The sequence below is a fragment of the Actinoallomurus sp. NPDC052308 genome, assembly GCF_040679195.1.
Classification (GTDB): Bacteria; Actinomycetota; Actinomycetes; order Streptosporangiales; family Streptosporangiaceae; genus Actinoallomurus; species Actinoallomurus liliacearum.
This window is the reverse complement of the sequence record NZ_JBFAUM010000026.1, coordinates 1-20767: the sequence shown is the minus strand read 5'-3', so window position 1 is coordinate 20767 and position 20767 is coordinate 1. Positions and strand designations below refer to the sequence as shown.

General features: G+C 71.1%; 22 protein-coding genes and 2 tRNA genes. 11 read left to right on the top strand and 13 right to left on the bottom strand.

Going from position 1 to position 20767, the window contains the following annotated elements; translation table 11 throughout:
• Nucleotides 1–78: 78 nt before the first annotated feature.
• Nucleotides 79–2610 carry an aminopeptidase N gene (gene pepN / locus AB0L00_RS36915; RefSeq protein WP_364442038.1) on the bottom strand — a complete coding sequence of 844 codons (2532 nt, stop codon included), beginning with the start codon at nucleotides 2608–2610 and terminating at the stop codon, nucleotides 79–81.
• Between the two features lie 296 nt (nucleotides 2611–2906).
• On the opposite strand from pepN, the gene AB0L00_RS36910 reads away from it, so the two are divergent.
• Nucleotides 2907–3521: a DsbA family protein gene (locus AB0L00_RS36910; protein WP_364442037.1), complete on the top strand. Its 615-nt coding sequence runs from the start codon at nucleotides 2907–2909 to the stop codon at nucleotides 3519–3521.
• A gap of 77 nt (nucleotides 3522–3598) precedes the next feature.
• On the opposite strand, the gene AB0L00_RS36905 is transcribed toward AB0L00_RS36910, so the two are convergent.
• Nucleotides 3599–4402 carry a heavy metal-binding domain-containing protein gene (locus AB0L00_RS36905; RefSeq protein WP_364442139.1) on the bottom strand — a complete coding sequence of 268 codons (804 nt, stop codon included), beginning with the start codon at nucleotides 4400–4402 and terminating at the stop codon, nucleotides 3599–3601.
• A 25-nt stretch (nucleotides 4403–4427) separates the two neighbouring features.
• Nucleotides 4428–5531, bottom strand: coding sequence for a HoxN/HupN/NixA family nickel/cobalt transporter (locus AB0L00_RS36900; protein WP_364442036.1), 1104 nt, complete (start codon nucleotides 5529–5531; stop codon nucleotides 4428–4430).
• A gap of 209 nt (nucleotides 5532–5740) precedes the next feature.
• Between AB0L00_RS36900 and AB0L00_RS36895 the strand changes: the two genes are divergently transcribed.
• From AB0L00_RS36895 to AB0L00_RS36885, 3 genes are all read left to right on the top strand, one after another.
• Nucleotides 5741–7150: an aldehyde dehydrogenase family protein gene (locus tag AB0L00_RS36895; RefSeq protein WP_364442034.1), complete on the top strand. Its 1410-nt coding sequence runs from the start codon at nucleotides 5741–5743 to the stop codon at nucleotides 7148–7150.
• A gap of 41 nt (nucleotides 7151–7191) precedes the next feature.
• Nucleotides 7192–8169 (top strand): hypothetical protein, encoded by a 978-nt coding sequence (locus AB0L00_RS36890; RefSeq protein WP_364442033.1) that lies wholly within the window; start codon nucleotides 7192–7194, stop codon nucleotides 8167–8169.
• A gap of 79 nt (nucleotides 8170–8248) precedes the next feature.
• Entirely contained in the window at nucleotides 8249–8719 is a 471-nt protein-coding gene (locus tag AB0L00_RS36885; RefSeq protein WP_345362977.1) for a ribose-5-phosphate isomerase, read from the top strand.
• 338 nt (nucleotides 8720–9057) lie between these two features.
• Here the strand turns inward: AB0L00_RS36885 and AB0L00_RS36880 are convergent, their stop codons facing one another.
• Complete coding sequence (locus tag AB0L00_RS36880) at nucleotides 9058–9231, bottom strand: hypothetical protein (protein ID WP_364442031.1); 174 nt, start codon at nucleotides 9229–9231, stop codon at nucleotides 9058–9060.
• Between the two features lie 206 nt (nucleotides 9232–9437).
• Between AB0L00_RS36880 and AB0L00_RS36875 the strand changes: the two genes are divergently transcribed.
• Both AB0L00_RS36875 and AB0L00_RS36870 read left to right on the top strand, forming a co-directional pair.
• Nucleotides 9438–10556: a PP2C family protein-serine/threonine phosphatase gene (locus AB0L00_RS36875; protein ID WP_364442030.1), complete on the top strand. Its 1119-nt coding sequence runs from the start codon at nucleotides 9438–9440 to the stop codon at nucleotides 10554–10556.
• A 118-nt stretch (nucleotides 10557–10674) separates the two neighbouring features.
• Nucleotides 10675–11154: a GNAT family N-acetyltransferase gene (locus AB0L00_RS36870; RefSeq protein ID WP_364442029.1), complete on the top strand. Its 480-nt coding sequence runs from the start codon at nucleotides 10675–10677 to the stop codon at nucleotides 11152–11154.
• A gap of 122 nt (nucleotides 11155–11276) precedes the next feature.
• On the opposite strand, the gene AB0L00_RS36865 is transcribed toward AB0L00_RS36870, so the two are convergent.
• A complete protein-coding gene (locus tag AB0L00_RS36865) occupies nucleotides 11277–11669 on the bottom strand; it encodes a MerR family transcriptional regulator (RefSeq protein WP_364442027.1) in 393 nt (130 codons plus the stop codon).
• A 13-nt stretch (nucleotides 11670–11682) separates the two neighbouring features.
• Nucleotides 11683–12705, bottom strand: a complete 1023-nt coding sequence (locus tag AB0L00_RS36860; protein WP_364442025.1) for an NADP-dependent oxidoreductase — start codon at nucleotides 12703–12705, stop codon at nucleotides 11683–11685.
• A gap of 367 nt (nucleotides 12706–13072) precedes the next feature.
• Between AB0L00_RS36860 and AB0L00_RS36855 the strand changes: the two genes are divergently transcribed.
• Both AB0L00_RS36855 and AB0L00_RS36850 read left to right on the top strand, forming a co-directional pair.
• Entirely contained in the window at nucleotides 13073–13486 is a 414-nt protein-coding gene (locus AB0L00_RS36855) for a hypothetical protein (protein ID WP_364442023.1), read from the top strand.
• Between the two features lie 102 nt (nucleotides 13487–13588).
• Complete coding sequence (locus AB0L00_RS36850) at nucleotides 13589–13855, top strand: hypothetical protein (protein ID WP_364442022.1); 267 nt, start codon at nucleotides 13589–13591, stop codon at nucleotides 13853–13855.
• A gap of 57 nt (nucleotides 13856–13912) precedes the next feature.
• On the opposite strand, the gene AB0L00_RS36845 is transcribed toward AB0L00_RS36850, so the two are convergent.
• The 3 genes from AB0L00_RS36845 to AB0L00_RS36835 form a co-directional block, all read right to left on the bottom strand.
• Entirely contained in the window at nucleotides 13913–14446 is a 534-nt protein-coding gene (locus AB0L00_RS36845; protein ID WP_364442020.1) for a hypothetical protein, read from the bottom strand.
• Nucleotides 14447–14830: 384 nt separating this feature from the next.
• Nucleotides 14831–14904 (bottom strand) — tRNA-Gly (locus AB0L00_RS36840).
• A gap of 114 nt (nucleotides 14905–15018) precedes the next feature.
• Entirely contained in the window at nucleotides 15019–15654 is a 636-nt protein-coding gene (locus tag AB0L00_RS36835; protein WP_364442019.1) for a hypothetical protein, read from the bottom strand.
• An 837-nt stretch (nucleotides 15655–16491) separates the two neighbouring features.
• On the opposite strand from AB0L00_RS36835, the gene AB0L00_RS36830 reads away from it, so the two are divergent.
• Nucleotides 16492–16565 (top strand) — tRNA-Pro (locus AB0L00_RS36830).
• 78 nt (nucleotides 16566–16643) lie between these two features.
• Here AB0L00_RS36830 and AB0L00_RS36825 read toward each other — a convergent pair.
• Entirely contained in the window at nucleotides 16644–17012 is a 369-nt protein-coding gene (locus tag AB0L00_RS36825; protein WP_364442018.1) for a DUF3140 domain-containing protein, read from the bottom strand.
• A gap of 67 nt (nucleotides 17013–17079) precedes the next feature.
• A complete protein-coding gene (locus AB0L00_RS36820; protein ID WP_364442017.1) occupies nucleotides 17080–17532 on the bottom strand; it encodes a YbhB/YbcL family Raf kinase inhibitor-like protein in 453 nt (150 codons plus the stop codon).
• Nucleotides 17533–17679: 147 nt separating this feature from the next.
• On the opposite strand from AB0L00_RS36820, the gene AB0L00_RS36815 reads away from it, so the two are divergent.
• Complete coding sequence (locus AB0L00_RS36815) at nucleotides 17680–17910, top strand: hypothetical protein (protein WP_364442016.1); 231 nt, start codon at nucleotides 17680–17682, stop codon at nucleotides 17908–17910.
• 42 nt (nucleotides 17911–17952) lie between these two features.
• On the opposite strand, the gene AB0L00_RS36810 is transcribed toward AB0L00_RS36815, so the two are convergent.
• Together AB0L00_RS36810 and AB0L00_RS36805 are read right to left on the bottom strand one after the other, a co-directional pair.
• On the bottom strand, nucleotides 17953–18363 hold the full coding sequence (locus AB0L00_RS36810) for a pyridoxamine 5'-phosphate oxidase family protein (protein ID WP_364442014.1): 411 nt from the start codon (nucleotides 18361–18363) through the stop codon (nucleotides 17953–17955).
• 237 nt (nucleotides 18364–18600) lie between these two features.
• Nucleotides 18601–18972 (bottom strand): hypothetical protein, encoded by a 372-nt coding sequence (locus tag AB0L00_RS36805; protein ID WP_364442013.1) that lies wholly within the window; start codon nucleotides 18970–18972, stop codon nucleotides 18601–18603.
• 298 nt (nucleotides 18973–19270) lie between these two features.
• Here AB0L00_RS36805 and tig point away from each other — a divergent pair, with 298 nt between their 5' ends.
• Nucleotides 19271–20680 carry a trigger factor gene (gene tig, locus AB0L00_RS36800; RefSeq protein ID WP_364442012.1) on the top strand — a complete coding sequence of 470 codons (1410 nt, stop codon included), beginning with the start codon at nucleotides 19271–19273 and terminating at the stop codon, nucleotides 20678–20680.
• Nucleotides 20681–20767 lie beyond the last annotated feature (87 nt).

The window sequence follows — 20767 nt, the reverse complement described above, 5'->3', positions numbered from 1 at the left end:
ACCGCCACCCGAGGAGGCGCGGCCACCACGCACCAAGGGAAAAGCCCCGGCCGGACCGGCCGGGGCTTTTCTCGTGCCTCAGGCGCTCTGGCGGTCCTTCTCCCGCGCCCGCAGCGCGCGGGCGAGGCCGTCGCGCCCCTCGACGAGGAGGCGGCGCAGGGCCGACGGCGGGTTCTCCGCCTCGATGTACGCCGTGGTGCGGTCGATCGTGGCCGGCGAGATCACCAGGAACGGGTAGGCGCTCTCGGCGAACGTGCTGGCCATGTCGCTGGACCAGGACGACCAGACGCGGCCGACCTCGGCGAAGTACTTCTCGACGTACGGCTCCAGCAGCGAGACGTCGTCGGTGTCGACGAGACCGCCGAGCGTGGCGCGGAACAGCGCGTTGGGCAGCTCCCCGCCGATGATGCGCTCCCACGCCGCGGCCTTGGCCTCGGCGGTCGGGACCGCGGCGCGGCCGGCGGCCGCGTGCCGCTCGCCCGCGGCGGTCGGGTCGCGGCGCAGCTCCGCCTCGACCTCCTCCTCGCCTGCCGCGCCGCGCACCACGAGACGGCGCAGCAGCGACCAGCGCAGGTCCGTGTCGACGACCAGGCCGTTCAGGGTCGTGGAGCCGTCGAGGAGGCCGCGGACGTACGCGATGTGCTCGTCGGAGGCGGCGACCGAGACGAACGCCTGGGCGTAGGAGAGCTGCCGGTCGGAGCCCGCCTCGGCCTCGGTCAGCAGCGTGTGCAGCTCGTCGGCCAGCAGGCGGTAGCCGGTGTCCCGCCACGCCGGGTCGGCGTACTGCGAGGTCGCCAGGCGAGCCTGCCGCAGCAGCGTCTGGGCCACCGAGACGTCGGTGACGCCGCGGATGCCGGACAGCACCAGCCGGACGTAGTCGCGCGCGGCGAGTTCGGCGTCCCGGCACATGTCCCAGGCCGCCGACCAGCACAGCGCGCGCGGCAGGCCCTCGGTGATCTCGCCGATCCCGGCGACGAGCGTGCGCAGCGAGTGCTCGTCGAGGCGGATCTTGGCGTAGGTCAGATCGTCGTCGTTGACCAGCACCAGGTCCGGGCGGCTCTCGCCGACCAGCTCGGCGACCTCCGTACGTGCGCCCACGACGTCGAGCTCCACCCGCCGGCGGCGCACGATGCCCTTGTCGGTCCGGTCGTACAGGCCGATCGCAATGCGGTGCGAGCGCAGCGTCGGGTGGTTCTCCGGCGCCTCCTGCAGCACCGCGAACGACGTGAAGCGGCCTTCGTCGTCGATCTCGTACGACGGGCGCAGCGTGTTGACGCCGGCCGTCTCCAGCCACTCCTTGGACCAGGAGGTGAGGTCGCGGCCCGAGGTCTCCTCGAGGGCGTCGAGCAGGTCGGACAGCGAGGTGTTGCCCCACGCGTGCCGGTCGAAGTAGGCGCGGACGCCGCTGATGAAGTTGTCGCGCCCGACGTAGGCGACGAGCTGCTTCAGGACGCTGGCGCCCTTGGCGTACGTGATGCCGTCGAAGTTGACCTCGACCGCCCGGATGTCGGGGATGTCGGCGGAGATCGGGTGGGTGGACGGGAGCTGGTCCTGCCGGTACGCCCAGGCCTTCCAGAGGTTGGCGAAGGTCGTCCAGGCGCCCTTCCACCGGGTGGCCTCGGACTGGCAGAGCACGCTCATGTACGTCGCGAACGACTCGTTCAGCCAGAGGTCGTCCCACCAGCGCATGGTGACCAGGTCGCCGAACCACATGTGCGCCATCTCGTGCAGGATCGTCTCGGCGCGGCGCTCGTAGGCGGCGTCGGTGACCCGCGACCGGAAGACGTAGTCCTCCAGGAACGTGACGCAGCCGGCGTTCTCCATCGCGCCCGCGTTGAACTCCGGCACGAACAGCTGGTCGTACTTGTCGAAGGGGTACGGCCGGGCGAAGACGTCGCGGAAGAAGTCGAAGCCCTGCTTGGTGACCTCGAAGATCGCGTCGGCGTCGAAGTGCTCGGCGAGGCTGGCCCGGCAGTAGGCGCCCAGCGGGATGCGCTGGCCGTCGGCGACGTACTCGTCGCGCTCCACGTGGTACGGGCCGGCCACCAGGGCGGTGATGTAGGTGGAGATCCCGGGCGTCGCCGGGAAGTGCCAGCGGCCGCCCTCGGCCCGGTCGGGCGCGTTGTTGGTGATGACCTGCCAGTGCTCGGGCGCGGTCACGCTCAGCTCGAACCGCGCCTTCAGGTCCGGCTGGTCGAAGCAGGTGTACATGCGGTGCGCGTCGCAGGTCTCGAACTGCGTGTAGAGGTACGCCTCCTGGTCGACCGGGTCGACGAAGCGGTGGAGTCCCTCACCGGTGCGGGAGTAGGCGTTGTCGGAGACCACCCGCAGCTCGTTCTCGGCGGCCAGCCCGGGCAGCGGGACGCGGCCCTTCTCCGGGTCGTACGATCCGGGGTCCAGCGCCTTGCCGTTCAGGGTGATCTCGCGGACCGTCGCGTCGTGGAGGTCGACGAAACTGGACGCGCCGGGCTCGGCGCAGCCGAACCTGATGGTGGTGTCCGAGACGAACGTCTCCGCTCCCGTCGTGAGGTCGAGATCGACCTCGTACGACTCGACGGTCAGCAGCCGGGCGCGCTCCCGCGCCTCATCGCGCGTCAGATTGCCAGCCAAGTGAACTCCTCGCCTCGTTTCACGACGTCGTGGTGTTTCCAACGGTACGGCTCGAGGGGTGGCCGCACGTACGGCGGGCCGCCCCAGCACCCATCTAACCTTGACATGGCGATCACGCCCCCGGATCTGGGCGAACTCTTCGCGGAATGCCGACCGGAACGCGTCGGTTGCCGGTTACGGGCCCCTGTGTCGCGGTGACGCCGGAGCCCGGCAGACGGGCCGGTGATCTCGGCGTGAGATCCCCGGCGATTCGACGGCGGTCCGGGAGGACGCGCCGATGCATTGTGGAGGTTGCGGTGACCGACACCGAGCGCACGCCGGTGGATTTCTGGTTCGACCCGAGGTGCCCGTGGGCCTGGATGACCTCGCGGTGGATCCTCGAGGTCGAGCGGCTGCGGCCGATCGACGTCCGGTGGCACGTCATGAGCCTGGCCGTGCTCAACGAGGGGCGCGACCTGCCGGAGCAGTACGTCGAGTTCATGAAGACGGCGTGGGGGCCGGTCCGCGTGTGCATCGCGGCGGAGAAGAAGTACGGCGCCGAGGTGCTGGGCAAGCTCTACACCGAGCTCGGCACCCGCTTCCACAACGAGCAGCGGAAGGACGTCGGCCAGGTCATCGAGGATGCCCTCGAGGCGGCCGGTCTCGACCGCGCCCTGGCGGCCGCCGCCGACACCGACGAGTACGACGAGGCGCTGCGCGCCTCGCACACCGACGGCATGGACCGGGTCGGCTACGAGGTCGGCACGCCCGTGATCTCGGTGGAGGGCGCGTCGTTCTTCGGCCCCGTCGTGTCGCCGATCCCGCGCGGCGAGGCCGCGGCCAAGCTCTGGGACGGCGTCCGCCTCGTCGCGGGCACCGACGGCTTCTTCGAGCTCAAGCGCAGCCGCACCCGCGACCCGATCTTCGACTGAGCGGCGCTCCGGTGATCGTCCACTCCGGCCGGCGGGGCCGGATGGACGATCATCGGGCGGCGCCCCGCCGGGTGGGCTCAGTCGGTGAGCGGCATGGTCATCGTCGGGTTCACCGGGCGGACGTCGGGTTGGAACCGGCTGACGGCGGTGCCCATGCAGAAGAACTCCACCGCGTGCTCGCCCCAGATCCAGTCGTCCTCCGACACCGAGACGCCGACCACGCCGTCCGCTCCCACCTGCTGGCACTCGTACTGCAACCGGGACATGGCGATCTCCCGGGCGTCGTACACCGCCTGCGTGTAGGTGTCGAGTTCGGTGTTCTGCCCGGCGTTCTGGAGGACCTGGCGGAACGACAGGTGGGCGACGTGGTAGACGCACGTGCCCAGCACCATCGCGCGCGGCGCCCAGCCGTGCTGGATCAGCGTCCAGAAGTCCTGCCCGGACAGGTGCGAGGTGAAGGGCCGGCCCGCGGGCGTGCGCAGCGCCGGGTTGCCCCGGATGGCCGTGCCCACCGCCACGAACTCCATGACGTCGGAGGACAACGCGTATTGGCGGGACCGGATCTCGACGCCGATCACGCCGTCGGCGCCGAGCGCGTCCGCCTCCGACTCCATGCGGGCCATGGCCAGCTCGCGCGCGTTGTACATGGCCTGGGTCAGGACCGAGAGCTCCTGGCTCACCTTCCACCGGGTCGGCTGCGTGCCGATGTGGTAGATGCACGTCCCCATCACCAGGCCGAGCGGCTCGAATCCCGCCTGCGTGGTGAGCACGAACTCGTTCACCGACAGGTCGGAGGTGAAGCACGGCCGGCCCTGCGACGCGGCGGCGAGGCGGGACCTGGCGCTGTCGGGAAGCGGTTGGGGCTGTTGTGACTCCGGCATACTCACGCGCCGAGCGTAGACCCGCTCAGGCGTCGGAGTCCTGGAGGGCGGCCGACCACCGCTGCTCGATCCGGCCGAACTTCCACACCGCCAGCGCGCCCGCCCAGACCACCAGGAGCAGGCCCGTGATCACGAAACCGGCCGTGTTGAGGTTCAGGCCCGAGATCCAGTCCCAGAAGCCCCCGTGCAGCCCGAACCGGTCCTGGGCGACCTGCAGGAGCTCGGTGCCGCCGATCACGAACGCGAACGCCACCGAGATGCCGGTCAGGACGATGTTGTAGAAGATCTTACGGACCGGGTTGGAGAACGCCCAGCCGTACGCGAAGTTCATGAACGTGCCGTCGATGCTGTCCCACAGCGACATGCCGGCCGCGAAGATGATCGGCAGGCACAGCACGGCGTACCAGGGAAGGGAGCTCGCGGCGGCGGCGGAGCCGGCGAGGGCCAGCAGGCCGACCTCCGTGGCGGTGTCGAAGCCCAGCCCGAACAGGAAGCCGAGCGGGTACATCTGCCACGGCTTGGTGATCGCCTTGGTGAAGCGGCCCAGGAAGCGGTTCATGAAGCCGCGGTTGTTGAGCTGCTCCTCCAGCGCGGCCTCGTCGTAGACGCCCGCGCGCATCTCGCGGAACACCTTGATGATCCCCATGAGGATGACCAGGTTGATGATCGCGATGATGGCGAGGAAGGTGCCGGACACGGTCGGGCCGATCGTGCCGGTGATCTGGTGCAGTCCGGAGCTCTCGTCGGAGATCCCGTTGGACAGCGCCTTGATGCCGAAGCCGAGCAGCACGCAGGCGGTGAACACCACCGAGGAGTGCCCGAGCGAGAACCAGAACCCGACCGAGACGGGGCGCTGGCCGTCGGACATCAGCTTGCGGGTGGTGTTGTCGATCGCGGCGAGGTGGTCCGCGTCGAACGCGTGCCGCATGCCGAGGGCGTACGCGGTCAGCGCGATCCCGACGCCGAACAGCTTGCCGTTGCCGAGGTGGTAGTGCCCGGGCACCACGAGGAGCAGCAGGATCCCCCAGCCGACGACGTGCAACAGCGCCACGAAGCCGGCCATCCCGGCGAGGCGTCCCCACTCCGCCCGGCCCAGCCGGGTACGTGTCGTGGACCGCACCGTCGTCATCCATCCTCCTCGTGCCGGTCGTGAGCGCGGGAAGGCGCCCCCTTTCCGCCATTCAATCCCTATTGCAAAAGACTTGCAACAGCCGTCCGTATGCCGACCGGGCCGTCACGACCCCGTCGACCGGCTCCCGGACGGGCTTCGGCCGGGGACCCATATCCCTCACCTGGACGGTTGGTCGGCGCTCGGCGACCGGGGGAAGGATGGAGGACATGCGCGATGTGATCTATGTGGGCGGGGCGTGGGCGGACTCGACGGCCACGGCGACGATCGACGTCATCAACCCCGCGAATGAGCAGGTCATCGACCGGATACCGGCGGGCACGGCGGCGGACGCCGACCGGGCGGTGGCCCAGGCGCGCCGGGCTCAGGCGGACTGGGAGGCGACGACGCCGGAGGACCGCGCCGCGTACCTCCGGGCGATCCTGGCCGGTCTGGAGGCCCGCCAGGACGACCTCGCGAGGATCATCGCGACCGACCTGGGCGCGCCGTACGCGCTGGCGCAGAAGGTGCACGTCGGCACGCCGATCGCGGTGCTGGCCGACGTCGTGGACCTCCTGGAGACGTACGACTTCGCGGGGGAGCGCTGCGGCAACTCGGTGATCGTCCGCGAGCCGGTCGGCGTCGTGGGCGCGATCACGCCGTGGAACTACCCGCTGCACCAGGTGGTCGCCAAGGTCGGCCCCGCCCTCGCGGCCGGCTGCACGATCGTCCTGAAGCCCAGTGAGGTCGCGCCGCTCGCCGCGTACGCGCTCGCCGACCTCATCGACGAGGCCGGCCTGCCGCCCGGCGTCTTCAACCTCGTCGCGGGCACCGGCCCGGTCGTCGGCGAGGCCATCGCGGCCCACGAGGACGTCGACATGGTGTCCTTCACCGGCTCCACGCGGGCCGGGCGGCGCGTCGCCGAGTTGGCCGCCGCGTCCGTCAAACGCGTCGCGCTCGAACTGGGCGGCAAGTCGCCGAACCTCATCCTCCCGGACGCGGACCTTCCCCTGGCCGTCAAAGTGGGCGTGGCCAAGGCGTTCGTCAACTCCGGGCAGACGTGCAACGCCCTCACCCGCATGCTGGTGCCCCGCGCCCTGTACGACGAGGCGGTGGCGCTCGCGGCCAAGGCGGCGGAGCGTTACACCCCCGGCGATCCGTTCGACGAGGGCACCCGGCTCGGCCCGCTCGCCTCTCGCGCCCAGCTCGACCGCGTCCGCGACTACATCGAGAAGGGCGTGGAAGAGGGCGCGCGCCTGGTGACCGGCGGCGCGGAGACCTCGCTCCGCCCCGGCTACCACGTGCCGCCCACCGTCTTCGCGGACGTCACGCCGTCGATGACGATCGCCCGCGAGGAGATCTTCGGGCCCGTCCTGTCGATCCTCGCCTACGACGCCGAGGACGACGCCGTGCGCATCGCCAACGACACCCCGTACGGCCTCGCGGCGGCGGTCTGGTCGGCCGACCGCGACCACGCCGTCGCGGTCGCGCGCCGGATCAAGGCGGGTCAGATCGAGATCAACGGAGGCCGTTTCAACCCCTCGGCGCCGTTCGGCGGTTACAAGCGATCCGGCCTCGGGCGCGAGCTCGGCCGCTACGGGCTGGAGGAGTTCCTGGAGGTCAAGTCGCTGCAATTCTGAAGGGTCTTCCGGCGGATCCCGCGGCGGATTAGTGTCCCGCCATGCGATCTCGGGTGATCGGGGCGGTCATCGGCGGCGTCGGCGCGGTCCTCGTGGTCGCCGTCCTCCTGGGCAACCAGTGGGTCGTCGACGCCATCCTCCGGCACGACGGCTTCACGAATGAGAAGATCGGGCCCGTCGTGCGGTTCCTGACGTTCCCGAGCCTGCGCGTCAGCCCGCTGCGGGCCGCCACTCTGCTGCCGGCCGACGTGGGCACGCTCGTCCTGGTGGTGGTCACCGCGCTGCTGATCGTTCCGGCGGTCCGCTCCTTCGCCCCGCGCGCCGGCGGGCCGGGGCGGGCGCCCGTCCCGGCGGGCGCCGGCGGGGAGGTCCGGGGCGGCGCGTTCGGGGCGATCGTCTGCGGCTGGTGGGCGACCATCGTCGCCGGCGCACTCGCCGGCCTGATCCGCGGCGTGCTGTTCAACGCCTCCGAGCCACTGCCCGGCACCGTGGCCTGGCAGTTCACCTGGTCGAACCTGACCGCCGGCCTGGGCTACGGACTCTTTCTCGGCTGGCTCACCGGCCTGGGCGTCCTCATCGGCCTGAATCTGGGCCGGCGCACGCCCGCGCCGCCAGGGGGCCTGTCCGCTCCGTACGCCCCGCCGCAGCCGGGCCGGGGCGCCTTCCCGCCGCCCGCGCCCTACCCGGGGTTCGGCGAGGTCCCGGCCACCCCGCCCCCCACGGCGCGCCCGCTCCCACCGGGCGCCGGCCCGGCCCAGGCCCTTCCTCCGCCCCCGTACGCCCCGGGGCCACCTCCGGGGCAGGACCCTTGGTGGACGACGGCCGACCCGCCCGCGCCGCCGGAGCCCGGCCCTTCCACCGGCCCGTCCGCGACCCCCGGCCGGCCCGCGGACCCGTCCGCGCCGCCGCAGCAGGGAAAGGGCGCGGAACCGCCCGAGCGATCCGCGCCGGGCAGGTCGGAGGACCGCACCCTCGACCCGGAGCCGTGGCGGCGCGAGCCCGGTTCCGACCCGTCCTGACGGCCCGCGTCCTCCGTACGGTCCCGCGTCGAGCCCCCGGACGTACGGCGGGAGGCGGCGACCTGACAGACTTTGCCGCATGCGCGTCTATCTCGGTTCCGACCACGCGGGCTACGAACTCAAGCAGCACTTGATCGGATGGCTCACCGAGCAGGGGCACGAGCCGGTCGACTGCGGTCCCAAGGAGTACGACCCCCAGGACGACTATCCGCCGTTCGTCATGGACGCGGCCGCCCGTACCGCCGCGGAGCCCGGATCGCTCGGCGTCGTCATCGGCGGCTCCGGCAATGGCGAGGCGATCGCAGCCAACAAGGTCCCCGGCGTACGCGCCGCACTGGCCTGGAGCGAGGAGACCGCCCGGCTCGGCCGCGAGCACAACGACGCGAACATCATCAGCGTCGGTGCGCGCATGCACACCACGGACGAGGCCACCCGGTTCGTGGAGATCTTCCTCGACACGCCGTTCTCCGGCGAGCAGCGCCACGTACGGCGCATCGCCATGCTGACGGCGTATGAAGAGACGGGCGAGCTCCCCCGCCTGTCGGACTGACTCCGGCGGCGGACCCGGTGCGCGCCGCCAGGTCGGCGCGAGCGGCCTGGATCAGCTCGGAGGGCCGGCCGGTCGCAGTGGACCGAGGCCGACTCGGCGCGCGCCGTCAAGAAGGCCGACCGGCGTGGAGCGAGACGTAAGAGGCGGGAACGGCCCGACCCGCGGTGCGGAAGGGCCGAACCTGCCGGAGACGCAGCCGTCCGGTCCGGCTGGTCCCGGCGGTCCGTTTGGTCCCGCCGAGGCTCCTGGTCCCGCTGAGCGGTCCGGTCCCGCTGAGGCTCCTGGTCCCGCTGGGGTGGCCCGGTCCGGCCGGGGTGGCCTCGGGGGACGGCCGCGGATCAGAGTTGCGTGGCGGCGCGGCGCTTCGCCAGTCGCCGTTTCTCTCCCCGGCGGGGCTTGGCGGGCTGCGGGGGAGCGGCTGAGAGTTTCGGCGGCTCGTCCTCCGAACGATCGCGGGAGACGTCGCGGGCCCGCATCGCCGCGCCGACCGTGACACGCATGGCCTGTCCCATCCGTCACCTCCGAAAGATCCGATGATCCGTTAGGTCTCCCCTCGATGGGCCGCCGGAAAACACGCACGCGGCGGCACACCCGTTCTCCGGCTGCCGAGGCGGCGCGCCGGTCGCGTGATCCACCGGCGTTTCGGACGGCCGAGAGCCAAATCCTGTCCACCGTGCCTCAGCACGGATCATGCGATGCTCGATACAGTGCCCGCATCATGCTTAGCCGCCTGGTCCAGCTCCTGCCGCCGAGGGTCCGCGCGTTCCTGCGCCGGATCCCGGTCCTCGTGCGGCTGTACCAGTGGCTCCAGCGCGGCCAGCTCACGCAGGATCGCAACGCGCTCGCCGCGCTCGTCACCGTCACCGTCGTGATCGGGATCTCCGCGCCGGCCTCACAAACCTGGTTCTCGCCCAGCGCCGTCGTCCTGACCGTGCTGGCCGGCGGCCTCCTCCTACGTGTCCGAAGCCTCGGGGTGCTCCTCGGCGTGGTCGCCGCGGCCCTGCTGTACGACGCGATCGCCATGGGATTCTCCCGGGTCGGCCCCGGCGTCGTCGGGACCATCCTCGTCACGGCGGTCCTCGCGACCACGCTCGCCCGCAGCCGGGAGCAGATCGGGGTCAAGGGCCTGCGCGGCGAGCTGATGCTGCTGGAGCTGCGCGATCGGCTGCGCCGCCACGGCGAGATGCCCGCACTGCCGAGCGGCTGGGACTCCAAGGTGGTCCTGCTCCAGGCCGGCGGCTCGTCCTTCGGTGGTGACTTCTTCGTCTCGGTCTGCCGCGACGACACGCTCGAGGTCGCCCTGGTCGACGTGTCCGGTAAGGGCGTCGACGCCGGCACGCGCGCGTTGATGCTCTCCGGCGCGTTCGGCGGGCTGCTCGGATCCATCGAGCCCGACCGCTTCCTGTCCGCCTGCAACGCCTACCTGCACCGGCAGCGGTGGGACGAGGGATTCGTCACCGCGGTGCACCTCACCATCGACCTGCGGACCGGCGAGTACGTCGTCGAGTCGGCGGGCCACCCGCCCGCTGTGCAGTTCGACGCGGGCAGCGGCACCTGGCGGGTCAGCTCGGCCAAGGGCATCGTGCTCGGCGTCGTCCCCGAGATGAGCTCCGAGCCGGAGCGCGGCCGGCTCCGCCCGGGCGACGCGCTGCTCCTGTACACCGACGGCCTGGTGGAGGCGCCCGGTCGTGATCTCGACGCCGGCATCGACCGGCTGCTCGGGGCGGTCGAGCGCCTGGTCCCCAGCGGGTTCCGCGAGGGCGCGACCGAGCTCGTCACCGAGATGGCCGCCGCCCGCGACGACGACTGCGCGCTGGTCCTCATCTGGCGGAAGTGACGGCCGTCCGGTCCCGGCGCCGGCGGAAGTGCGCCTTACCGGACGGGCACCGGCGGAAGTGACGTCTCCCGGGTCGTGCCTCCCCGCCACCGTCGCGCCGACCTGGCAGTCTGCGGGTATGAGCACTGTCACACTGCAACCGGTCGACGACAACCTGTTGCCGAGGTTGCTCGAGCTCGCGGTCGCCGACGCCGACCCGCACGAGGTCATGCCCGGTGAACCCGGGGCACCCGGGTGGACCGACGCGCGCCGCGCCGCCTTCGCCGAAATCCACCGGCCGGCGGGCGGGGCGGCCTACGCGGTGCTCGTGGACGGCCGGCTCGTCGGCGGCGCGCGCTTCACGCGCGCCGAGGCGCCGCGCGCGGTCCAGGCACACGTCTGGCTCGCCCGCTCGGCCCGCGGGAAGGGCTACAGCAGGGAGGCGTTCTGCCTGCTGATCGACGAGGCCCGCGCGCACGGAGCCAGCGCGATCATCGCCGAGACGCACGTCTCGAACACGGCCGCCGTCTCCATGCTGCGTTCCCTCGGCACCATGCTGTGGGAGGACCGTGACACCGGATCGGTGCACGGCACGCTCCGCGTCGGCGAGGGCGACTGACCCGCACGGCACCGCCCACGCCGTACGGGGCGCCGGTTCGGACCGCAGCGCCCATGGCACTGCCCGCGCCGTACGGGGTCGCCGGTTCGGACCGCCTTACGTCGCGGGGGACCGCCCGCCGGTCACGGCCCGGTCCGCACCGGCGGGGTGCGCGTGTCGATCCGGGCCGCGAGACGGTCCCGGAGCCGCGTCAGGCGGGCGATCTCGTCGTCCAGGGCGGCGAGCCGCCGGTCCGCGACGCCGCTGGGCCGCGCGCACGCTCCCGGCCCTCCGTACGGCGGGAGCGCGTCGTCGTCCAGCAGGTCCAGACGGTCCCGGCACTCGCGCAGGTCCGCGACGGTCAACCCCAGCGCCAGCAGGCCACGGATGACGCGGACCCGGGCGACCTCCCACTCGGTGTACTCGCGCTGCCCCGTGGCCGTCCGCCGAGGCGGCGGAAGCAGGCCGTTCTGCTCGTAGAAGCGCAAGGCGCGGGGTGTCGTCCCGGCCGCTGCCGCCGCGTCGCCGATCCGCATTCGTCCTCCGGGGTCACAAGGCGACCACGACCGTGCCGAGGTGCCGTCCGATCATCAACTCGTGCAACGCCCTGGGCGCCTCATCGATGCCGTCGACGCGGACGTACGGGAAGCCGATGGCGCCGGACCGCGCCCAGCCGGCGAACCGCTCGATCCACTCGGCCTGGACGTCCGGATCGTTTCCGGCGCTGTACCCGAGCATCGTGATCTGCTTGAGGATGAGCTGGTATGAGTCGAGCTCCACCGGTGCCGTGGCGCCGGTGCCGTCCACGGCCAGTTGCCCCGACAGCGCGCCGACCAGGACGAACCGCGCTCCCGCCCGCGCCGTCGCCACGGCGGCCCGCAGGTCCTCACCGCCGACGTTGTCGAAGAGGACGTCGATGCCGTCGGGCGCCGCCGCGGCCAGTTGCCCGACGAGGGGGCCCTCCCCGCGCACGACCACCGCGTCGTAGCCCAGTTCGGCGACCATCCGCTTCGCCTTGTCCGGGGATCCGGTGCTGCCGATCACCCGTCCGGCGCCCAGCAGCCGGGCGATCGGCCCGGCCAGGGAGCCGACGGCCCCGGCGCCGCCGGAGACGAAGACGGTGTCTTCCGGCCGCAGCCTGGCACCGCGCGTCAGCGCCCCGTACACGGTCCGGCCCTGCGACAGGTGCATGACCGGATCGGGCAGCGTACCGGCGAGGGGCGAGCAGTCGGCCGCGCGCACGACCGCGTACTCGCGCCAGCCCCACCAGTGGGAGACCAGGTCGCCGACGCGCAGTTCGCCGGAGTCCGGCGCGGTGACCACCTCGCCGATCGCCGGACCGAACAGAGCGTCCCCGGGGCGGACCGGAGGGAACGGCGCTCCCTCCACGCCGCCTCCGAGCAGAGTGCGCAGGGACGCGAACACGGTGAAGAACCGGTTCCGCAGCACGACCTCGCCGGGGCCGGGGGCCGGCAGCGGCGCCTCCACGACGGCGAGGTTCTCGGGCCGCGGCAACCCGGAGGGGACGGCCTCGAGACGCACTTCACGGGAAACGGACGGCAGATCGGACATCGAACGCTCCTCTGACGGATTCGACCGGGTGACAGGGCGCCGAGACGCTAACCCCTGACCCATACGTCAGAGGCAAGCCCACCCCGCCGTACGCCGCCCGCCCGTGCGCCGCCCCGCCGTGCGCCGCTCGGCCATGCGCTGTCCCGCCGTACGCTGTCCCGCCGTGCGCTGCGATCACGTCTCCGTCGGCCCGCAACCGGTGGGTCAAGTCGGCGAGATGATCCGCCAGGTCGGGCCGGCCCCGCTGGATCATGTGGGCTTGGGCGTCCACCAGCACCTTGGCGAGACGTCGCAGACCGTGGCCGTACGGCGTTGTCTGTCGTTCTCGTCAGTACCCGGCGTCAGGCACCGCTCTTACACTCGCCGCATGATTATCAACATGTGGCCCAGGGACCGTTATGCGGGTCCGGGCGGCGGCCTCTACGCCGGGCCCGGCGGCGGCGAGTACACCGGCCCGGGCGGTGGGAGGTCCACCGGTCCGGGCGGCGGACTGTATGCCGGCCCCGGCGGCGGCCTCTATGCCGGCCCCGGCGGCGGGCTGTACGCGGGGCCCGGCGGGGGTCTGTACACCGGTCCGGGCGGCGGGCTGTACACCGGTCCTGGCGGTGGCCTCTACACGGGCCCGGGAGGTGGCTTATACGCAGGGCCTGGCGGCGGGCTTTATGCGGGCCCGTCCTCAGCGCCCTATCGGAGCAACCTTCCGCCGATGGACGTGTTCCTCGTATATCTCCGCGAACAGGGATATGACGACTTCGTCGTCATGCTGCAGCGCTTCCTGTGAAGCGATGCGGGCAGGCCCTCTTCCCGAGGCCTCGGGAAGAGGGCCTGCCCGCATCGGGCATGTTCATCGGTTCCCTGCCGTAGGTTCGCACCGTTCGCGGTGATGAGAGACCAGCTCGACGATGCGGCATGGGAGTCCTTCCGTGACGTCGTACATGGCTGGGACGAAGGCCGTGACGTCGTCATCCCCTGCCCGGCGTGCTCACGCCGGGTGCAGCCGACCGCATGGAAGTGGGCCGATGACTACTTCGTCTTCGGTCACCTGGGCTTTACATTCTGGAACTGGCCCCCGTTCCGACCGGGGTTCGTCGAAGAGTTCGCCCGGCGCCTGGACGGCCACCGCACCGTGCTGATCGACGGCAAGCTGTGAGTCCGCGCGGCCCCGGACCTGTCGCGTGAGTACACGGATGTGGGCCGGGCAGCCCGTCTACACCGCGTCGCCGGAGAGCTCCGCCAGCTCGGCAGCGGACTCGGCGACCAGACGGTAGAACCCCTGGAGGCTGATCGAGCGTTCGAGACGGCCGTCCACGACGTATTTCAACGTGCGTGTCCGCCCTCGGCGGTTACGCCATTCGAGCCTTGTCAGAAGCTCACCCGGAATCGGCGTGTCGAAGCGCACCGGCGTCGCGTCCACGTGCACCGCTGCTGCGCCGCAGCCGTCGGCGCCGAGCATCGACCAGTCGCCGTGCCCGGCGAAAGCCGGATCCCGCCATGTCGCCGGCTCGGTGCCGCAGCAGTCGCGCCGCTCCATGTCGATCACCCGCATCCGAGTCACCACGTACACGACGCACCGGTTGACGTGCAGCGCGTACACCTCGTCCCCAACGCGTGCCCCCGACCAGGCGGGCAGAGAGGAGTGGACACCGCTGAAGGCGACTGGCGGCCGCTCACCCACGCGACCCGCCTTGCGCAGCGCACGACATGTGTCATGGGTCCACAAGACGGTGAAGGCATCGGACATGCGGTGATCCTACGAATGGGGACTGACAGCCGCCCCCGCGGTTCCAGCCCTTCGGTGCACGGGCGTCAGGTCCCCCACGGCGTCCCTACGCGCCGGCCGTCGGGAACACCTCCGGCAGCCTGATCTGGTCGGATCTGGCACGAACGCCCACCAGGACCGGCCAAAGAACGAAGGTCCACGTTCCGGAACGCCGGATGACCTGGGCTGTCATGGCCATCCACCATGACGAGCACCTGATCCGCCGTTGACCTGGCTTACGGCTCACAACACGACTTTGCGGAGCCGGACGCCCCCGTGCCTCCAACCGCCTCTGACCTGCGCGAACCTGGGGTCGAAAATCAAAGGCCCGGGTCGCCGGATGCCGGTTGACCTGGGCCTTGTCGTTGGAGCGGGCGACGGGAATCGAACCCGCGTAGCCAGTTTGGAAGACTGGGGCTCTACCATTGAGCTACGCCCGCGTGCGCCGGAGAAGAGCGGATGACCGCCGATCCCACAACGTCCCTCGCGTAGCGTACCGGTTCCCGAGCCCCGGTTGTGCACGCGTGGGCGGTGATCGTAGGCACGCTCGGCCCCTATCCTCGGTCCTGCGGCGGCCGGGGACGGCGCGGTCGTCGGCCGGCCGGCCGGTCGCGGGCGGGCCGTGTGGGCCGGGAGGCCGTCCCCTCCTCGGTGAACAGCTGGGCGAACTGCGCGGGCAGTCTCCGGAAGAGGCGGGGCGTGCCGAGCGTCAGGACGTATCCCCACAAGATCATCAGGTTGCGGCAGCGGTCGTGCACCTCACGATCCGCGACGTTGACGATCGCGAGGACGAACAGCGTCAGTTCGCCGAGGAGGAGGATCGTCCCCCAGCCGGCCAGCCCGACCAGGCCCCAGAGCACCACCGACGGTGGCAGGTGCAGGCCGGTGATGTGCAGGCCGTCGTGGCGGGCCTCCGAGAGCCACCATCCGGTCCCGCTCGCCCCGAACAGTCCGCCGGCGACGTACAGGACGCCGCGGTTCCGCCGGGGGCGGGGACGGGCGTGGCGGTGCCGCGCGGGCGAGGACGCGCCCCCCTTGCGCGCGGACGACGTCCGTTCGTCCATGGTGGCCGCCACCGGTGGTGTCCCGTCGTCGGTGACGGTCGAGGACGGAGGCGTCCCGGCCAGGACGGCGGCCGCGCCCGATGTCCCGCTTGTGACGGTCGACGACCGTGTCCCCAGGTCATCCATGGCGGCCGCCGGTAACCGTGGGCGGTTCGCCGCGGTCGGAAGCGCCAAACCTCCGACCGGCGGACCGCCGGTGGCGTACGGTAGGACGCGATGGCAACCCGTGACCGCCGTGTGGCCAGTGCAATGGCGGCAAAACGCGTGAAATAGCCATTTCATGAACTCCCGCGAGCCTTGTCTGTTCCCGAAACCGGCAGGTTCGATGGAGGAGGGGGCCGCCCGCGTCTACCGCCGGCTGCGCCAACAGTCCCCGGTCGGAGATGGGGGCGGCCCTGATGCCTTTTCTGTTGTGCGACACCCGCGGGTGTCGGCGGCACTCCTCGGTCGCCGCGGTCGCGGGCGAACCCGCTGCTGAGCGGCCGCTTAAAAACGATCTCGTAACGCCTCTCGAGGCGATCTTCCGCATTACCGGCAGTGACGGTCGAGGCGCCGGAACCCGCGACGGACGCGGGGCTCCCGGACTCCCGATCGTGTGACGTGTGCATTAGAGTAGCTGATCAGAGGCGCTTTGCGACCACCGTGGACGCATTAATTGATCGCACCATTAATAAGATCACTTTTAGCGCCGACGTGATTACCGACCGTGAATATCGGCTGGTGACAAACCGGGCGAAGTGTCCTCGTCGAGTGCGTGGGGGAGGGGCCCCGTGGCGCGCCGGTACATTTCCGGTTTGGCGCTGAATTCCCTTTAGCCCGTTATTTTCCGCGCCGCTGAGCCCGGCGTACGGTGGTCCCCCGGCCGGTGCGCCGAGCCCTGCCCGCTACCAGCGACCCTGTCACCGTACGTGAGAACAGTGTGGCAGCCGGGAAGGGCGGCTTTTCGGTACACTCGGTGACTCACGGGCTGTAGCGCAGCTTGGTAGCGCACTGCGTTTGGGTCGCAGGGGTCGGGAGTTCGAATCTCCCCAGCCCGACATTCCGCATCACGAGGACCCCCGGGCGGCACGCCCGGGGGTTCCTCGTCTCATCGGGTCATCGCGGCCGGTGCGGGCTCACGGCAGGTCGCCGCTTCCGCGCCGGTCCGGCCTGAGCGGGTCGTGTCCGAGGGTCATCAGCGACCGGCGCCACGCGTCGTTCGCCGCGCCGCGTTCCGGCCGCGACTCCAGCCGCCGCGTGATCTCGTCGACCGTGCGGCGCATGGTCTCCAGGTCGTCGTCGGTCAGGTCCACCTTGCGCTTCCCGAGGATCTTCACCACCTCGGTCCCGAGGCCGAACCACAGCTTGTCGGGATCGTCGGGGAAGGCCTCCTCACCCGAGGTGACGGTCAGCAACCACGTTCGCAGTTCCTCCGAGGTCATGTTGACGAGCCGGTGGAACTCCTCCCACAGCGTCCCGACCTCGGGGGCGGTACGGTCTGCCACGTTTCCTCCTCCGTCGTAGACGTCCTCTTCCCGCCCCGCCCTACCCGCCGGACGGGAAACATGCGGCTCACCTGCCGTAGCGGCCGACCAGGGTGCCGGTCGCCAGGACCCTGTCCGCCACCGCCTCGTCCAGATCCCCGGCCGAGAACCCGGGCGCCAGGCCCGAACGCTCGGACAGGGCCAGCAACCGGAACACGTACCGGTGCGGCCGGTCGCCGGGAGGCGGGTGCGGGCCGCCGTAGCCGGGACGGCCGTAGTCGTTGCGCCCCGGCACGGCGCCGGTCGGCGGGTCGCCCGCCGCCATGCCCTCGGTCTCCGGCGGAATCCCCGCGAGCAGCCAGTGGACGAACGTGCCGACCGGGGCGTCCGGGTCCTCGCACCTGAGGACCAGTTCGACCGCCTCCTCCGGCACCTCCGACCACCGCAGCGGCGGCGAGACGTCGCCGGCCTCGTGTGCGTACTCCTTCGGAATCTCCGCGTGGTCGCCGAACGCGGGGCTGCCCAGCGTGATCTGTCGCATGGTGAGGGTCCTGCCCGCTCCGGACCGTGGCCGACCGTGCGGGGCGGGTCCTCCACCTGCGCGAACTCTCTCCGCGGTCGCTTCGACCGCCGACCGACGGGGAACCGCTAGGGATGTGGCGGTATGACGAAACTCGGGGGTTATCTCATGGCTCACTGTGATGTCTGCGGCAATGAGTACGACAAGGCGTTCACCGTCATCACGGCGGACGGTGCGTCTCGTGTGTTCGACAGCGTGGAGTGCGCCGCGCACGCGATCGCCCCGGTGTGCGAGCACTGCGGCTGCCGGGTTCTCGGGCACGGCACGGAGGCCGGCGACCGGATCTTCTGCTGCGCGGCGTGCGCGCGTGCGGTCGGCGTCGAGAAGGTACGCGCCTGATCCGCGCCGGGAAGCAGGTACGGCCTGAGGAGGCGTCGGCGGTCAGGCCGCCTTGGGCAGCCGGCGACCGGAGATCAGTTCCGGAGTGATGGCGATGAAGTGGTCCTGGGCGGTCGGCGCCCACGTACGCAGCGGCAGCCCGCGGAGTTCGGAGAGTTCGCCGTTCTCCGACACGATGCGGGCGTGTCCGACGATCACCACGGACCAGCCGGCCTGAATCGCCGGGTCGAACTCGTCGACCTCGAACGCCACCACGGCGTTACGGGCCGCCGCGGCGAGCTTCGACCCGGACGACGTTCGGATGATCACCTGTCCGTTGGACATGAGGAAGTTGACCGGCTGGATCGCCGGGAGCGCACGGTCCGTGAAGACGATCCGGCCGAGCGGGACCGCGGTGATCAGCCGACGGCACTCCTCATCCGACAGGATCTCCAGGCCACCGGAGTCGTACACAGGACACTCCTCACCCAGGGTCCAGGGTGTACACGGGTACCACGCTAATGAGGACGGGTGTGGCCGCGGTGAGACGAAGATCCCCCAATCCGGGGACGAAGGTCCCTTGTCCCGCCCGCCACGCCGTACGAACGCGGTGCGGACGCGCGGTACGGCGCGTCGCCTCCAGGGATGACGCGCGGTACGGCGTGCCGTCCCCAGGGGGCCGGTCCGCCTCGGACGGCGTGATCCGGGGGTTCAGGAGCCGCAGGTGTGCTTGAGATCGTTGGTGGCGGCGATCAGCGCGGACGAGTCGACGCTCGACCCGGTACCGTCCGCGGCCGCCTGCACCTGCCGGCCCAGCTGGTCCAGCGCGCCGGCCGCCTTCTCGGCGGACTTGCGCAGGTTCCCGTCCGTCTTCTTCGCCTGGCCCCGGAGCGTCGCGGCGCCGGAGGCGTACGTCCGCGCCACCTGGGTTGGGTCGTCGACCTGCGCCATGGCCTGCCGGCGGATGCCGTTCAGGGTGTTCTCCAGGCGGCCGCACGCCTTCTTGTTCACCCCGCCGCAGCCTGCCGCGGACAGGGCCAGCGCGCCGAGCAGGCACAGGCTGAGGACGCGGGTCTGGAGCATCGCAGCATCATGGCACGACATTTACTGATTCGTGGGTGCTTCCTGGTGCCCACTGTGGAGATCCTCGTGCTGAGGAACCCGACGGCGGCCAGGGGGCCTCCGGAATGAGCGCCCTTTCGCAATACTTGGGCACGCATTGCCGCCCCGACTGTCCGTGGACATGGCCGAACACCATAGACTTGGCGCGCGAAGGCGCGCGGTGCCCGCATTCGGCGTGCCCGCGACCGGCTGACAACGCCGCCGCCCACGACATCCAACGTGAAATCCGTGCCGCGGCCGGATCAAGGAGACCGCCCCAGTGAAGACCGATGTTGAGGAGCTGAGCCCGACCCGGGTCAAGCTCACCGTCGAGGTGCCTTTCGACGAGCTGAAGCCCAACCTCGACAAGGCGTACAAGGAGATCTCGCAGCAGGTCCGCATCAAGGGCTTCCGCCCGGGCAAGGTGCCGGCCCGCCTGATCGACCAGTACGTCGGACGGGGCGCGGTCCTGCAGGAGGCGGTCAACGACGCGCTGCCCGACCTGTACGGTCGCGCCGTCCAGGAGAGCGAGGTCTTCGCGCTCGGCCAGCCCGACGTGGAGATCACCGAGCTGCAGGACAACGAGCAGTTCGCGTTCACCGCCGAGGTCGACATCCGGCCGAAGTTCGACGTGCCGGAATACGACGGCCTGGAGATCACCGTTGACTCCGTCGACGTGACCGACGAGGAGATCGAGCAGACGATCTCCAACCTCCGTGAGCGTTTCGCGACGCTGACCAACGCGGACCGGCCGGCGCAGGAGGGCGACTTCGTCTCCATCGACCTCGCCGCGAAGATCGACGGCGAGGACGTCGAGGACGCCCGCACCACCGGCTACTCCTACGAGGTGGGCAGCAACTCCTCGATCGACGGGCTCGACGAGCAGCTCGCCGGCATGACCGCCGAGGAGTCCAAGACCTTCACCTCCACTCTGGTCGGCGGCGAGCACGCCGGCGAGGAGGCCGAGATCACGGTCACCGTGCAGAGCGTGAAGATCAAGGAGCTGCCGGAGTTCGACGACGAGTTCGCCCAGCTCGCCAGCGAGTTCGACACGATCGAGGAGTTGCGCGAGGACGTCCGCAAGCGGCTGGAGCAGCAGAAGCGCGCCCAGCAGCTCGGCCAGGCCCGTGACAAGGCTCTCGAGGCGCTCATGGAGAAGATCGACATCCCGCTCCCGGACAGCGTGATCGAGAGCGAGGTCCAGCGCCGCAACGAGCAGCTCGACCAGCAGCTCCAGATGTACGGCCTGGACCGGGAGAAGTACCTCGAGCAGCAGGAGCAGACCGCCGAGGAGTACGACGAGGAGCTGCAGAAGGACGCCCGCGAGGCGGTCAAGGGCGGCTTCATTCTCGACCAGCTCGCCCTCCAGGAGGAGCTGACCGTCGAGAACGAGGAGCTGACCGAGTACGTCGTCTCCAACGCCCTGCAGATGGGCGTGCAGCCCGACGTCCTGGCCCGGCACCTGACCGAGAACAACCAGATCCCGGCCGTGGTGTCCGAGGTCCTGCGCAGCAAGGCCCTCAACCTCGTCGTCGAGCACGTCAAGGCCACCGACGAGAACGGCGCCGAGGTCGACTTGGCCGCGCTGCAGCGCCGGCTCGCCGGTGAGGACGAGGCGGAGGCCGCCGCGGAGGCCGGCGCCGACACCGCCGAGTCCGCTGCGGCCGAAGATGAGAAGACGGACGCCTGAGCAGGCTGAATTTCCGGACGGGGGGGGGCCGGGGGGGGCCGCCCCTACGTTTTGCCCGCGACGGCAGGGAAGCCGGCAAGGCAGAAT